Here is a 14,231-nt window from a genome sequence, read left to right as displayed (position 1 = left end):
TTAGGCCGACGATATTGGCGCGGTCGTCAACGGTTGATTGATTTCCCGGGTGACACGCGACTGCCGGTTCGAGCGGATACAACCCCCAGCTAGTTACAGGTCAGGCACCACGCTGGTCGCAGTGGTGTAAGTCTGGTTGTTCCAGGGACGCCGTCTGCAGCGACAATGTATTGCGCTGCCAGTTCCAAGGGCGCCCGGGCGTCACCCCGCGGCGCGAGCCTCGGCTGTCGCGCTGCGGGTCAAACCACCGGGATACCGGCGTCTCGCCCTGAAGAGTGTCCTTCACCGACGCAACATGGTCAGACCGGCAGAGTCGGGTGTGGAGTCGATGATGGGACACCTAGCGCCAAAGTCCTTTCCCGCCTTTGTATTCCTACAGAGGCGCACGAGCCAGCGGCTCAATCTTCCGGATGCGTTTACCTAAGCACTTGCATCCTCTCGGGTCGCTGCTTGGTACCAATAGATCACGTAACAGCACCGTCCGAAAGGTGGTCAGACTATGGGTAACCAGCGAACACTTTGAACGGCTTGAATAGCTAGCCCAAGCCTATAGGGTGCGTATTGCAATCAAGTTCGCCACCGTCCACGAGTGACGGTCGACTTTAGGGCTGACCTCGCGTCGACCAAGACCGACGCCGGTAGCGCATTTTCCGGGCGGAAGCGCTCACGAAGCGTGGCTGCAAACTGCTCTACAAGAGCATCGGTCTGCTCTGACTCGGATTGCCCGTCGGCGAGCTCATTGGTGGATCGTTGCCGCACATGGGGGTCCATGCCGCATCGTTCTGTCTGATGACGCTGATGTGCACCAGTCCCCTGGTTCGGCATCGCCTCAACCGGAGGACTTACTTGACCATGCACATACGCCAGCTCATGCGCGCGCAGAGATATTGCACGCTCAGTCATCACCAAGCCGTCCGAATCCGCTGTGTCCGTGCGAAATGCATCGCAATGCGAACATTGAAGAATGCTGCGAGTGGCTATCGATGGATCTGCCAGCGCTGCGGGAGGGGCCTCTAGCTTGATGCTTCGTCCACATGACTTACAGCAACTTCTGAGCTTCCGGCGATGTATTGAGCAGATGCTGAAACCCGGCACGCGCCAGTGGAGACGAAAGTAGGGGACTGGATCCTGCTTCAAGCAACATGCGCAGACGCTGTAGCTTGGCTCGCCATTGCTTGTAGAAAGAAAGCCTGGAACCGTGCCACGTCTGGTAGTCGATCCAATGCCACGTACAAGATTCAGGATGGTGAGTGCCGTCTGAAAGTGTTCCGGCCCATACCCTGTGAAGTGCTTGATTCGCTCCCAATCCGCACTCATAAAGGCCAGATCCGGGTCCTGCTGGCTAGGGATCTTCAAGAGACGAAGAATTCCGCTCACACGAACGCCCTGTGATGCAGCAAGCCGCAACAGCCAGCTCGCCGGCGCCTCATCCACAAACGGGGCTGGAACCCTAACGAGACGGCGCAACGTTGACCCAGAGGACGTACGGCTTTCGTGCCGTCGAAGGGCGGGCGCTTCAAGGAGCTCCAGTTCGTTGGGTTCCGTGGTCATGCAACCTCCTGGTGGCTACTCAATCCAAGCTCCTGCTGCCTGGCACTTGACCTGCGCGTGCGTCGTCCTCTTCGCATCCAGCTCAGCCACCGCAACGCAAGGCTACGCGTTGCGGCAGACCTTGTACGACCTGCTAGGCGGCTCAATGCAGCCCCATCCAGGCGGTTGGCGCACCGACGAAGATCACTCGGGCTTTCCGGATCCATCTGCTCAAGCAGTTGAAAGCCACGAAGCACCCATGCCGAGCACTCACGGACTGACTGCACTCGGCGGCTGTCTCGCGCGGAAACGGCTGACTTTTCCTGGCTGAGCAAGCCCGCGATGCGTACCAGCGCCATGGCATCTTCTCTTGGAAGTCGATCAATCCATGTCGAGCGTGAAGCGCTGACTGGCGACTGGCCGCTGATCCACGCCGTAAAGTCGATGAGGCGCTGATCTGGAGTGGTCTGACCATATACAGACACAGGTTTGATTCGATGCCCCGCCGGGCAGAAATCGACCGCTGGCCTATCCCATCTGAGGGGCAACCTGCAGGTTGGGCAGGCATCGATCAATAGGCATCGATGGGCAGCGCATACAGACACCGCGCTGAATTCCCAGACCAGCCGGTGATAGCGTGCGCCGACCAAGCAATGCGGACATAGCTGCGACCAGGCACTACGCAGCAATGCGGGCGATGCCAACTCGAGACCTCCCACACACCAGCAACCCGAGTGAGGCATTTGAGGCAAGGCGTCGGACAGCAGATGCGGTTCGCACCCCAGGGACTTCGCAGCGAGAACCACGTCACCTCGCCACACCTCGCCGGTGAATCTCAATCCCAGATGCCGTGTCAATTGTCGTGGCCCGACACCATGGCGACTCGCAGTGCGCAGCAGAAACCCCATCCCCGACTCCCCTGCAACAAAGCCCGGGCTTGCAATTCGATACCAGCTCATGCGGCCACCTTCGTCACCGACGCGTGTGCAGAGCTTGCGAGCCTCTCCAGCGCCAGACTGAGATGCGCATCAAGAAGTGCGCTTGCCCCATCGGTAACCGCGACCAAAATGCCTTCGGTCACGATTCGCTTGAGTGCACGAGGATTGCCTCGTGACTCAGCATGCAGTCGTGCTGCCGTTTGGGATTCCCGCAGGTAAGCCAGACTGCAGTGGTGGTCGACTTTGGACGTCATTGCTGCAAGCACCTGAATGAAGCGCTTTGGGTCCGACCACAACGGAAAGTCCACGGTTGACTCCACCCGTGAGCCCAGGGCTGCGTCGAAATCGGTCAGTCCATACAAGGTCTCTCGGCCAGCGAGCACCACACCGACGCCCGCCTGATCCACGAGGGTGCACACAAGATCCGAAATCGTTGATATCCCAGCTGCCTCCTCGCTCCTGGTTCGGTGATGAGAAAGCATGTTGTGCGCCTCGTCGATGATGATCATCCGCGTATCCACAGCTCGGCAGGACTCCACAAGCGCTGCACGGCGAATCGGATAGACGTTCTCGGTGACTCGAGTGAAAGGGCATCTGAGCTGGGTGAGCAGCTCAGATGTGATTGTGAACGCCGTGGACCGCGGTGCCAGGCGCAGGTACAGCGCACGAGTGCCCTCGCTTAGGGGGTGGCCGTCATTGAGCTTGCGGCAGATGTACCTTGCAAATGAGGTCTTGCCGACCCCTGGTGGCCCAGCGATCACGAGACAGCGGGGGATGTCGAGCACGTCGACCAATTGCTGCGCACGGTTGACCCAGTCAATGGCCTTCTGCATGGGTACCGTGTTGACGATGACGTCCACGAAGCCGCGAGCGACGGAAATCGCCTTGTCGGAGTAGAGCCCGAGGCGATCCATCGGCAGTATGGAGCCTTCGTCCGAGGCCGTTGCATCCGGTGCCTTTCTTCGCTCCGTGTATCCAGTTGATTTACTCAAGTTCAGCTCCCCAAAGTTGTTGGTCATGCGCACCAGACGCAACCAATATGCGATCTGCATCCAAGAACACCGTTGCCCCCTCGGGCAGCTCATCAGTGGCTGGTCCCACGTCAGTCGGAGAGGACGAGACATCAGTCACCATCTCGTCCACCGGCAGGTCATCGCCTGCAGTTGCCGTGCTGGGTTCTGTGATGACCTTCAGCGGTGCGCCTTCGTCCGAGGCAGAAGATTCACCACGGTCAGACTTGAAGAGTGATCGCGCGCTGGAAGCGCCGCTGAAGATCGCCAGCTGCTGGCGTTCCTTCCGAGGCATGGTGTGAGTCGCATTCGCCCAGTGCTCCCAGAGTTCTTGCTTTGCACGAAGCAAACGCTCGCCGACACCATCCTCCTTGAGCGCCTTGCGCGCATAGCGCCGAATGGCCTGATGCTGGTTCCAGCTCAAGCCGGCGGTGTACTCGGGGTCACGTGACTGCAGGGCAATCGGTACGCCAGACTCGTCAACCACTGCATAGACCTGGTCGAGGTCGTCCGGGTCGAACTTGACCGTGATCTGGCGATGGCCCGAGCGCTGAATGACGTGATTCAGGGGCGTACAGTCGTATCGCAGGCCTGCAAACCGAACTCCGCCCGAGTCCACGGTGAGCTTCTTCTCGTGGGCAAGGATGAGCTGAGCCATCTTGGTGTTGGTGCAGTACTCCGCCGGGGGCATGCGCTTGAGCCCCTCTTCGAAGCGATGCAACGGGTACTCCAACGTACGCTCATTGACCCTTTGCGAGTGGATATCGACTGCGTACTTCACAAGCCCGTCGATCAGATTGCTCAGAGTGATCGCAGCGGTGTCAGTGGGGTTTTCGTACAGATCATTCGCGCGTCGCTTGAGGATTCGTCCAGAAACCAGTCCGAACCGGCTTTGGTCTCTGAAGAATCGTTCAACGCGCGCCTTGGTCCATGGGGTTCGAACGCGCGCGAACTGAATGTCCATCCCGAGCGCACCGGCCCACGTGCCCAGCAGCTTCGCATGGAACTCAAGGCCGTTGTCGCACAGCAGCAGGGCGGGAATCCCCGCGCTCAGCCACGCGTTCTGCAGTTCAACTGAGCACACGAGTCCGTCTTTCGGAAAGATCGCGCATCTCAGCGCGCCGCTCACTGACGTCGTGGACGGGCCGTAGAAGCTGACGTAGAACCCCACGACGTAGCCTGAGTAGCTGTCGATGACCACGGTGATCACCGGCCGGCCCAGAGGAATCAGAGTGCGGTCGCACAACACCAGAAAGTCGAGCGGCGTGTGGTCGATCTCGTAGCGCTCGGCGGGGTACTCGAAGTTCTGACCCGTAAACGTCGTACGCAGCATTGCTCGTGCATGCGTTTCCGAATGCCTTTTGCTCAGCCGCACGTAGAGCGGCGTCTCGTTGACGATCCGCTGCAAGGTCGAAAGCGAGATCTTCGACTCTTCAGGCACCATGCGCCCGGCCGACGTCTCGGTCTTCAGCGCAATCTGCAATCGGTCAAAGCAGTCTCTTATCGATGCTCGCTCGCGAGAGAAGTAGTGCTTACGAAGTATCTTCGTCGCGAGCTCCCTGACCTTGTCGTTCGTGCGCTTGACTCGACGGCGCGGACAGTCAACGAGGCTGAGCAGCGTGCGCCCGCCCGCCTCAAAGTCCCGCATCCACCGAGCCAGGGTCGTCACACCCGGCGGACGCACTCCCCAGCGCTGTGCGAACTCCGCAGAATGATGCTTGATTGCGCTGGTCGCCCCACGAGAAACACCGCGTTGGCGCATGGCATTCACCCACTTCATCCGGTACTCGGCCCGGTCACGCACGACAGCGGGCAGGGTCGAAACATCGATGTTGACTTCGCCAGACTGCACTCCGCGCGGGGTGGCCTTGCAGGCCACCCCGGACTCTAGGACGACTTCAACTTTGTGCTCCTCGATGGCCTCCAATAGGTCTTTGGTCGCCAGCGTCCAAGGTGCCTTGGTCAGTACATCTGTAAAAACGACACGCCCATCAAGCAGTTGTCGCTCGAACTCGAAGCACTGCTCACCCCGCCGGATCATTAAGCCAGCGCTGAAACTGAATCGCATGCTGTTCTCCTTTCGACTGATCGACAGACGGACGCAAGACGGCGTTCGTTGAATACTCGAGGCCACCGCACAAGTAGATGCGGCGGTTGGCGACCGCGTGTGCGATCTCTCTTGACTCGACACCCGTTCTGCGGCGCAGCTCATGCAAGGTGATGCCGCTAGGTGCATTACGCACTGCGCGCTCAATGCGATGCAGCCGCGCTGCACTCACAGAGTGATTCCTGTAGCGGTGCCAGGCGCTCGACAGGTGCACGCGCCGGGTGAGGCGCAACGCGTGGTCGGTGATGAATACGAGTGGGTGGCCGAGCGAGCGCAGGTGACAGCGAATCGAGTCGAAGCGCTTCCACGAGCCACGTAAGTGCGCCCGCGGCTTGACCTCGATGCACACGGAGGAACCGTCAACGAAGTCAATCTGAAAATCTGGCGTGTAGCGCACCCACCCCTGCGTCTCAGGGTCTGGAGCCTCAAACGTCCGCGGTTGCTCCACGACGGCTGCGATGGGGACCGGGGCGAGCGTGGCTACGCGGAGGAAGTCCCGTTCGAGACCGCTTTCGGCCTGAACCGCACTCCGCCCTTCGTCCGTGGATACCTGGACACGAAAGACGCTTCGGTGGGGCGATCGCGTGACGACCTGACGAGCAGGCCGTCGTTGAGTTAGCTGTGGAAGGCGTGCGGAGGATTCGGCAACACCAATCTCGTCCGACGCATGGAGGTCGAACTCATCAAAAAATGCAGACACAGTGGCTCCTTGGGGCCCCTGATTCGGGGCCCGATCAAATGGGTCAGGAGCTTGACTGCGCCTAGCGCGAGCGAGATACTTGAGGTGCGAAGTCGGTTGTATCTGCACCCGACGCAAAGGCCGGTCAGCTCGAAAGGGTTGGCTGGCTTTTGTCTTTATTGGTCTCCTTTTCTGTTCTCGATGTCTGATCGCCGTTCAGCGGCGGTTCGCTCGCTGGGCACGCTCCCGCGACAGGAGTTCAAGGTCTTCGCGGAGGCTGGGCCCGCCTTGGGGCGCGCTCTTCAAGCCCAGGGCCCGTGCGATCTCCCAAGATTGCCCCCACAAGCCCTTGCTGCGTCCCTGCAAAAGCGAGTACGTCAGCGCTACGTTGAAGCCTCGAAACGTTGCCCAGGTCGCGACGCTCACGCCCCAATACCTGAAAAGTTCTGAAACCTGTTCGGCGGTCGCAGGGCGCTGCGTGTTCTCGCTGTTGCCGATGTCGCTCAAGTAGCACTCCAATTGAGAGTTCTTTTTAGGTTAAGACCACATCGATACACATTCAACCAGAAAGTTTTGTAGAATATTGCACATTAATGTAGTCAAGGTCCGCGCAACTGCCTGCGACCAATTTGAGTGTTCACACTGCGGTCTGGGCGTACTTGATGGAGTGCAACGAATGAACTCGCACGCGCTTGCTCCGGGCTTGCCGGAACGGTTATCGATTGAACGCAAACGTGTCGGCCTGAGTGCCGACGCATTGGCGATTCAGACAGCAAAAAGTCTCTCGACCGTCTACGCGTATGAAGCGGGAAAAACATCTCCCACCATCGAATACCTGTACGAGCTTCAGGACTTGGGCTTCGATGTCGGGTTCGTTCTTTCAGGGCGCCCTCAGGCCAACATGGTTGAACTTGATCGACACCTTGTCGTGCAGCCTCCGGTCTTGGTGGCCACGGCTTTGCAGAAGGCTGAGGTGCAGGTCACCGCCAATGAGCTGTGGAATCAGAGACACGCGCTTGAAGTTGCGAGCCAAGCGATCGCTAAGGTTCCTTCAGCGGATCGCCCCGGTATCCCCTCCGCCGCACTGCTCGATCAGGTCGAACGTTCTCTAGTAGCGCCACTGAGTCATGATCAGCTTTGGTTTGTCGGCGGAGGGGTCTGCTGCGTGTGCTTTGCCTGACAACGGCAAAACTTTTGCTGTTGCCTTAGCGAGGAGAGGTTCTTGAGCGGAGTCTTCGGATCGCCACGGGTGATGCGTGCGACCAGCAGTCGCTATGGCTAAATTCGCGCTCATTTCGCGCGCTATTGAGTACGCGAAGCAAAAATCACCGAGCGAGCGCGACCTAGCTAAGCATGTTTGAACAAACCTTCAAGAACATCGACGACATCCTGCACAAGGATGCCGGCTGCACGAGCGAACTCGACTACACCGAGCAGTCCTCCTGGCTGCTGTTCCTGAAGTACCTCGACGCGCTCGAAGCCGACAAAGCCAGCGAAGCGGCGCTCGAAGGCAAGCCCTATCGCTACATCATCGAGCCGGCCTACCGCTGGGAGACCTGGGCCGCGCCCAAGGGGCCGGACGGCAAGCTCGACCACAACGTGGCGCTCACCGGCGACGACCTGCGCGACTTCGTCAACGCCAAGCTCTTCCCGTACCTGGCCGGCTTCAAGCAGCGCGCCAGCGGCCCCAACACCATCGAATACAAGATCGGCGAGGTCTTCGGCGAGATCAAGAACAAGATCCAGAGCGGCTACAACCTGCGCGACGTGATCGAGCACGTCGACGAACTGCGCTTCGGATCGCAGAGCGAGAAGCACGAGCTCTCGCACCTTTATGAAGCCAAGATCAAGAACATGGGCAACGCCGGACGGAACGGCGGCGAGTACTACACGCCCCGGCCACTCATCCGCGCCATGATCCAGGTGCTCAAGCCGAGGATCGGCGAGCGCATCTATGACGGCGCCTGCGGCTCGGCCGGCTTCCTGTGCGAGGCCTTCGAGTACCTGTCCAGCCAGCCGGGCCTGACCACGGCCGACCTCAAGGCTCTGCAGACCAGCACGTTCTATGGCAAGGAGAAGAAGAGCCTGGCCTATGTGATAGCGATCATGAACATGATCCTGCACGGCATTGAGGCGCCGAACGTCATCCACGCCAACACGCTCGCGGAAAACATCGCCGACATCCAGGACAAGGACCGCTTCGACGTGATCCTGGCCAACCCGCCTTTCGGCGGCAAGGAGCGCAAGGAGGTCCAGCAGAACTTCCCGATCAAGACCGGCGAGACCGCCTTCCTGTTCCTGCAGCATTTCATCAAGACGCTGAAGGCCGGCGGCCGGGCGGCGATCGTCATCAAGAACACGTTCCTGTCGAACACCGACAACGCCTCGACCAGCCTGCGCAAGCTGCTTCTGGAGAGCTGCAACCTGCACACGGTGCTGGACTGCCCCGGCGGCACCTTTCAGGGTGCAGGCGTGAAGACCGTCGTGCTGTTCTTCGAAAAGGGCACCAAGACCCGCCAGGTCTGGTACTACCGGCTCGATCCCGGCCGCAGCCTGGGCAAGACCACGGCATTGAACGACGCCGACCTGGTGGAGTTCGTCGAGCTTCAGAAGAGTTTCGCGGCCTCGCCCAAGAGCTGGACGCTAGACGCTGCCAGCATCGACACCGCCACCTACGACCTGTCGGTCAAGAACCCGAAAGGCGGCGAAGTGGTCACGCTGCGCAGCCCGCAGGAAATCCTCGACGAGATCGCCGCGCTCGACGCCGAGAGTGCCGAAGCCATGGCCACGATCCGGGAACTGGTGGCGTGATGAAGGGGTGGCAATCGCTTCCGTTGGAGGACTGCATCGAGCCTGTGGTCTACAAGACCAGGGTGCAGCGCAAGGACTTCTTGGTCGACGGCGACTACCCCGTGGTCTCGCAAGAGGAAGCCTTCATCAACGGGTTCTGGAATCAGGAAGCCGACCTCTTCAAAGTCGATCGCCCGGTTGTAGTTTTCGGCGATCACACGCGCGTGCTCAAGTTCGTCGACTTTGACTTCGTCCTTGGCGCCGACGGGGTCAAGGTACTGAAGCCGAGGCCGTTTCTCGACCCAAGGTTCTTCTACTACGAGCTCCACACGGCCAGACTGGACTCCCTTGGCTATGCAAGGCACTACCGCCTGCTAAGAGAGCACCACGTCGCCTACCCGCATCTCCCCGAGCAGCGCCGCATCGTCGCCATCCTCGACGAGGCCTTCGAGGCCATCGCCACGGCCAAGGCCAACACAGAGAAAAATCTGCAGAACGCGCGGGAGGCCTTTACTAGTGCTCTCGCGAGCACTTTTCCAGGTGGGGGAGATTCGAACAGCTTGGCAGATCTCTCCCTCTCCATATCCGATGGCGACCATGCCCCACCACCGAAGGCGGCCTCTGGTGTTCCGTTCATCACAATCTCGAACATCGACAAAGAGACACGCAAGATCGACTTCACGGATGCGTTCGCCGTGCCACGCGAGTACTTCGAGGGTCTCAAGTCCCAGAGACGCCCCCAACCTGGAGACGTGCTGTATACCGTGACAGGTTCATTCGGAATCCCCGTACTGGTTGAGGACGAACGGGAGTTCTGCTTTCAACGCCACATCGGCTTGATTCGCCCAAGGCCGGACGTGAACGGTCGATGGTTGACGTACGCTTTGCTGTCGCCTGCTGCATTTGCCCAAGCAGACGCCGGAGCCACAGGCACTGCGCAGCGCACGGTTTCTCTCGGCACGCTACGAGCGCTCAGGCTTCCAAAGGTGCCTAGCGACGCGCAGTGTCGAGATGCGGAGCGACTCGATGCACTCGATGCTGAAGTTGACCGGCTGAAGAGGACCTCAAGGGCAAAGCTCGCCGCCCTCGACGAACTCAAGAAGTCCCTGCTGCAACAAGCCTTCACTGGCCAGCTCACCGCCAAATCTGCTGACCGGCAGCTGGCCACTGCCGCATGAACCCCGCCCGCGACATCGCGCTGATCGACCAGCTTCGCGCCGAGCCGGCCGAGGCGGCTTGGCTGGAGTTCAAGGGCAACAACACCGACCCCGAGATGATCGGCAAACGCTGCTCTGCCCTGGCGAATGCGGCGCGCGTGGAGGGCCGCGACATGGCCTATATGGTGTGGGGCGTTGCGGATGAAACACACGCCGTTACTGGTACCACATTCCACCCCGACACCCGCAAGGTGGGGGGCAATCAAGTACTGCCGATGTGGCTGGCCAACAGCTTGACGCCCAGCATCGCTTTCAGCTTCCGCGTGGTGGACCACCCGGAAGGGCGCGTGGTGCTGCTAGAGATCCCGGCGGCCACGGGTGCGCCGGTGGCCTTCAATGGCGTGCCCTACATCCGCATCGGCAGCGCCACGCCCAAGCTCACCGACTACCCCGAGCGCTACCAACGCCTGATCGAGCGGCTGCAGCCCTACCGATGGGAGCAAGGCATGGCCCGCCAGTTCGCCACTGGCGATGAGGTGCTGGCGCTGTTGGACTACACCCAGTACTTCCGCCTGACTCAGCAGCCCCTACCCGACAACCGCCGGGGCATCTTCGACAAGCTCGAGGCGGACCGATTGATCCTGAGCGACGTAGGCGAGCGCTGGAACATTACGAACCTCGGCGCCATCCTTTTCGCCAATCGGCTAGCGGATTTCGATGCAAGCCTGGCACGTAAGTCTGTCCGCTTCGTGGCGTATGCGGGCAGCAATCGAGCCGCCACGGTGACGCACCGGCTTGATGGGCAAAAGGGCTATGCGGTGGGATTTGAGGGCTTGGTTGGCTACCTGAACGCGCTGTTGCCCAAGAACGAGTACATCGGCGCCGCGTTGCGCGAGGCACACCCACTGTTTCCCGAGCTGGCCATTCGTGAGCTGGTGGCCAACGCCCTGATTCACCAAGATATGACAGTAACGGGCGCCGGCCCACAGATAGAGTTGTTTGCCGACCGGCTAGAGATCAGCAACCCTGGCGCGCCTTTGGTGAAGCCGGAACGGATGATCGATCTGCCCCCACGCTCTCGGAACGAAGCGCTCGCCTCGCTCATGCGTCGAATGAGAATGTGCGAGGAGCAAGGTAGCGGGCTGGACAAGGTGGTGAGCGCCTGTGAAGTGTTCCAACTTCCTCCGCCTCTACTACGTGCTGAAGACAACTCCTTCCAGGCCGTGCTCTACGGGCCGCGCGGTTTTGCTTCTATGACGCCGGATGAGCGTATGCGCGCTTGCTACTTCCACGCTGTGCTCAAGTTTCTAAGCGGTGACAAGATGAAGAACTCCAGCCTGTGTGCCCGACTGGGGATCGCCCCCAAGAACGCAGCCCAAGCGACTGCCGTAATTAACAAGACGCTAGAGGCAGGACTGATCAGGGTGGCAGATCCTGATCATCCCCGAGCCGGCTACGTGCCGAGCTGGGCATGAGATTTCTTGATCGGGTTTTGACTCCTGGACTGTCTCTCGATCGAGCGCAAGGAAAAAACTTCTTTAAATCAATAACTTAGAGTGGATTTAGTTCGATTGAGACTCTTGATGGGGTCTTGATGCTTGGTCCTGGAGGACAACGATGAACGAAGCCGAAACCCGCGCCGAACACATCGACCCCGCCCTCAAGGCGGCCGGTTGGGGCGTGGTCGACGGCAGTCGTATCCGCCGGGAGGTCATCGCCCCCGGCCGCCTGCAGGGCAAGGGCCAGCGCGCAAAGGCCGAGATCGCCGACTACGTGCTGATCTACCGGAACACCAAGCTCGCGGTCATCGAGGCCAAGGCTTGGGACAAGCCCTACACCGAAGGGCTGGCGCAGGCGAAGCAGTACGCCAAGAAGCTGGCGGTGCGCTTCACCTACGCCACCAACGGCCAGGCCATCTATGGCGTGGACATGGCCACGGGCCAGGAGGGCGACGTTGTCGCCTACCCGAGCCCCGACGAGCTCTGGGCCAAGACCTTTGCCGAAGCCAACTTCTGGCGGGACCGCTTTGCCGCCGTGCCCTACGAGGACAAGGGCGGCGCCTGGGAGAGCCGCTACTACCAGGAGATCGCGATCCGGCGCGTGCTCGAAGCCATCGCCGACGGGCGCGAGCGAATCCTGCTGACCCTGGCCACCGGCACCGGCAAGACGGCGATCGCCTTTCAGATTGCCTGGAAGCTGTTCCAAAGCCGCTGGAACCTGACCGACTGGAAAGGGCAGGGGGAGCCCGATGGTTTGGGGACTCGGCGGCCGCGCATCCTGTTCCTGGCCGACCGCAACATCCTGGCCGACCAGGCCTACAACGCCTTCTCGGCCTTCCCCGATGATGCCCTCGTGCGCATCGCGCCGGACGAGATCAAGAAGAAGGGCCGTGTGCCCAAGAACGGCAGCGTCTTCTTCACAATCTTCCAGACCTTCATGAGCGGCCCGCCCAAAGATGGGCAGCCATCGCCCTACTTCGGCGAGTACCCGCCGGACTTCTTCGACTTCATCGTCATCGACGAGTGCCACCGCGGCGGGGCCAACGACGAAGGCCAGTGGCACGCGATCTTGGACTACTTTGCGCCGGCCGTGCAGCTCGGCCTGACGGCCACGCCCAAGCGCAGGGGCAACACTGACACCTACGCCTACTTTGGCGAGCCGGTCTACACGTACTCGCTCAAGGAAGGCATCAACGACGGCTACCTGACCCCCTTCAAGGTCAAGCAGATCGCCACCACGATCGACGACTACACCTACACCCCGGACGATGCCATCGTCGAAGGCGAGGTCGTCCCCGGCAAGCGATACGTTGAAGGTGACTTCAACCGCTTGATCATCATTCCCGAACGTGAGGAGTACCGCGTCAAGCTCTTCATGGGGATGATCGACCAGAGCGAGAAGACCATCGTCTTCTGCGCCACCCAACCGCACGCGCTGATGGTGCGCGACCTGGTCAACCAGGTGAAGGCGAGCAAGGACCCGGACTACTGTGTGCGCGTCACGGCTGAAGATGGCGCTCGGGGCGAGCAGGCGCTGCGCGACTTTCAGGACAACGAGAAGACGATTCCGACGATCTTGACCACATCGCAGAAGCTGTCGACCGGCGTGGATGCGCGCAACGTGCGCAACATCGTGCTCATGCGGCCGGTGGGTTCGATGATCGAGTTCAAGCAGATCGTCGGCCGTGGTACACGCCTGTACGACGGGAAGGACCACTTCACGATCTATGACTTCGTGAAGGCGCACCATCACTTCAGCGACCCGGAGTGGGACGGCGAGCCGCAGGACCCGGAAGCTGGTGGGAGCGGAGGTCGCGGTCCGCGTGAGGGCGATCCCGAACCGCCAGGCCCCGGCCCTGAGGGGGACCCGCCACCGCCGCAGGCAAAGATCAAGATCAAGCTTGCCGACGGTAAGGCGCGCACCCTACAGAGCATGACGGCGACCACGTTCTGGAGCGCAGACGGCCGCCCGATGTCGGCCGCCCAGTTTCTCGAATCGCTGTTTGGCACCCTACCGGAGTTTTTCAAGGACGAGGACGAGCTGCGCCGCATCTGGAGCGCGCCCGAGACCCGCAAGAAGCTGCTCGCCGACCTGGCAGATCGAGGCTTCGGCAAGGAGCCACTGGCCGAGATGCAGAAGATCATCGAGGCCGAGAACAGCGACCTATTTGATGTGCTGGCCTATGTGGCCTACGCCCGTGACCCGCTTACGCGCGAGGCGCGAGCTGAAGCTGCTCGTGTTGCTGCGGCCGGTGAGTTCACGGACAAGCAGCAGGCCTTTATCGACTTCGTGCTCGCCCAGTACGTCAAGCTCGGCGTCGATGAGCTCGACGCCGAGAAGCTGTCACCTTTGCTTCGGCTTCGATACAAGGCGCTCAATGACGCCTTTAGTGAGCTTGGCGTACCCGAACAGGTACGGAAGTTGTTTGTGGGCTTCCAACGGCATCTCTACACGTCGCCGCACGAGAAGCACCATTGATTTGCAATGTGCTGGACCGCGAAGTGCCAGGCTACGAGGGTT

11 protein-coding genes are annotated in these 14,231 nt (G+C 60.6%); 5 read left to right on the top strand and 6 right to left on the bottom strand.

The window, feature by feature from the left end:
* Positions 1–567: 567 nt before the first annotated feature.
* The 6 genes from ACMDW7_RS02855 to ACMDW7_RS02830 form a co-directional block, all read right to left on the bottom strand.
* Positions 568–1,551 (bottom strand): TniQ family protein, encoded by a 984-nt coding sequence (locus ACMDW7_RS02855; protein ID WP_377305755.1) that lies wholly within the window; start codon positions 1,549–1,551, stop codon positions 568–570.
* A complete protein-coding gene (locus ACMDW7_RS02850; RefSeq protein ID WP_377305757.1) occupies positions 1,548–2,489 on the bottom strand; it encodes a TniQ family protein in 942 nt (313 codons plus the stop codon). The genes ACMDW7_RS02855 and ACMDW7_RS02850 overlap by 4 nt, the downstream gene beginning before the upstream one ends.
* Complete coding sequence (locus tag ACMDW7_RS02845) at positions 2,486–3,520, bottom strand: TniB family NTP-binding protein (RefSeq protein WP_377305759.1); 1,035 nt, start codon at positions 3,518–3,520, stop codon at positions 2,486–2,488. The genes ACMDW7_RS02850 and ACMDW7_RS02845 overlap by 4 nt, the downstream gene beginning before the upstream one ends.
* On the bottom strand, positions 3,453–5,546 hold the full coding sequence (locus tag ACMDW7_RS02840) for a Mu transposase C-terminal domain-containing protein (protein ID WP_377305761.1): 2,094 nt from the start codon (positions 5,544–5,546) through the stop codon (positions 3,453–3,455). Before ACMDW7_RS02840 ends, ACMDW7_RS02845 begins: the two co-directional genes overlap by 68 nt.
* Positions 5,503–6,285 (bottom strand): Tn7 transposase TnsA N-terminal domain-containing protein, encoded by a 783-nt coding sequence (locus ACMDW7_RS02835; protein ID WP_377305763.1) that lies wholly within the window; start codon positions 6,283–6,285, stop codon positions 5,503–5,505. The genes ACMDW7_RS02840 and ACMDW7_RS02835 overlap by 44 nt, the downstream gene beginning before the upstream one ends.
* A gap of 195 nt (positions 6,286–6,480) precedes the next feature.
* Entirely contained in the window at positions 6,481–6,771 is a 291-nt protein-coding gene (locus ACMDW7_RS02830) for a hypothetical protein (RefSeq protein ID WP_377305765.1), read from the bottom strand.
* 169 nt (positions 6,772–6,940) lie between these two features.
* On the opposite strand from ACMDW7_RS02830, the gene ACMDW7_RS02825 reads away from it, so the two are divergent.
* The 5 genes from ACMDW7_RS02825 (at position 6,941) to hsdR (ending at position 14,189) form a co-directional block, all read left to right on the top strand.
* Positions 6,941–7,444: a helix-turn-helix domain-containing protein gene (locus ACMDW7_RS02825; protein ID WP_377305766.1), complete on the top strand. Its 504-nt coding sequence runs from the start codon at positions 6,941–6,943 to the stop codon at positions 7,442–7,444.
* A gap of 173 nt (positions 7,445–7,617) precedes the next feature.
* The gene (locus ACMDW7_RS02820) at positions 7,618–9,075 is read left to right on the top strand and encodes a type I restriction-modification system subunit M (protein ID WP_377305768.1); all 1,458 of its coding nucleotides are present in this window, start codon (positions 7,618–7,620) and stop codon (positions 9,073–9,075) included.
* Positions 9,075–10,232, top strand: coding sequence for a restriction endonuclease subunit S (locus ACMDW7_RS02815; RefSeq protein ID WP_377305770.1), 1,158 nt, complete (start codon positions 9,075–9,077; stop codon positions 10,230–10,232). Before ACMDW7_RS02820 ends, ACMDW7_RS02815 begins: the two co-directional genes overlap by 1 nt.
* On the top strand, positions 10,229–11,686 hold the full coding sequence (locus tag ACMDW7_RS02810; RefSeq protein WP_377305771.1) for an ATP-binding protein: 1,458 nt from the start codon (positions 10,229–10,231) through the stop codon (positions 11,684–11,686). Before ACMDW7_RS02815 ends, ACMDW7_RS02810 begins: the two co-directional genes overlap by 4 nt.
* 142 nt (positions 11,687–11,828) lie before the next feature.
* Complete coding sequence (gene hsdR, locus ACMDW7_RS02805) at positions 11,829–14,189, top strand: EcoAI/FtnUII family type I restriction enzme subunit R (RefSeq protein WP_377305773.1); 2,361 nt, start codon at positions 11,829–11,831, stop codon at positions 14,187–14,189.
* Positions 14,190–14,231 lie beyond the last annotated feature (42 nt).

It is taken from the genome of Piscinibacterium candidicorallinum (assembly GCF_047549485.1).
GTDB lineage: Bacteria > Pseudomonadota > Gammaproteobacteria > Burkholderiales > Burkholderiaceae_C > Piscinibacterium > Piscinibacterium candidicorallinum.
This window is presented reverse-complemented; position numbering and strand designations above follow the sequence as displayed.

What these genes read in the sequence shown, in the direction of transcription:
- ACMDW7_RS02855 (WP_377305755.1), bottom strand. Translation starts at nt 1,551, where the DNA reads ATGACCACGGAACCCAACGAACTGGAGCTCCTTGAAGCGCCCGCCCTT.
- ACMDW7_RS02840 (WP_377305761.1), bottom strand. Translation starts at nt 5,546, where the DNA reads ATGCGATTCAGTTTCAGCGCTGGCTTAATGATCCGGCGGGGTGAGCAG.
- ACMDW7_RS02845 (WP_377305759.1), bottom strand. Translation starts at nt 3,520, where the DNA reads ATGCAGATCGCATATTGGTTGCGTCTGGTGCGCATGACCAACAACTTT.
- ACMDW7_RS02815 (WP_377305770.1), top strand. Translation starts at nt 9,075, where the DNA reads ATGAAGGGGTGGCAATCGCTTCCGTTGGAGGACTGCATCGAGCCTGTG.
- ACMDW7_RS02810 (WP_377305771.1), top strand. Translation starts at nt 10,229, where the DNA reads ATGAACCCCGCCCGCGACATCGCGCTGATCGACCAGCTTCGCGCCGAG.
- ACMDW7_RS02850 (WP_377305757.1), bottom strand. Translation starts at nt 2,489, where the DNA reads ATGAGCTGGTATCGAATTGCAAGCCCGGGCTTTGTTGCAGGGGAGTCG.
- ACMDW7_RS02820 (WP_377305768.1), top strand. Translation starts at nt 7,618, where the DNA reads ATGTTTGAACAAACCTTCAAGAACATCGACGACATCCTGCACAAGGAT.
- hsdR (WP_377305773.1), top strand. Translation starts at nt 11,829, where the DNA reads ATGAACGAAGCCGAAACCCGCGCCGAACACATCGACCCCGCCCTCAAG.
- ACMDW7_RS02825 (WP_377305766.1), top strand. Translation starts at nt 6,941, where the DNA reads ATGAACTCGCACGCGCTTGCTCCGGGCTTGCCGGAACGGTTATCGATT.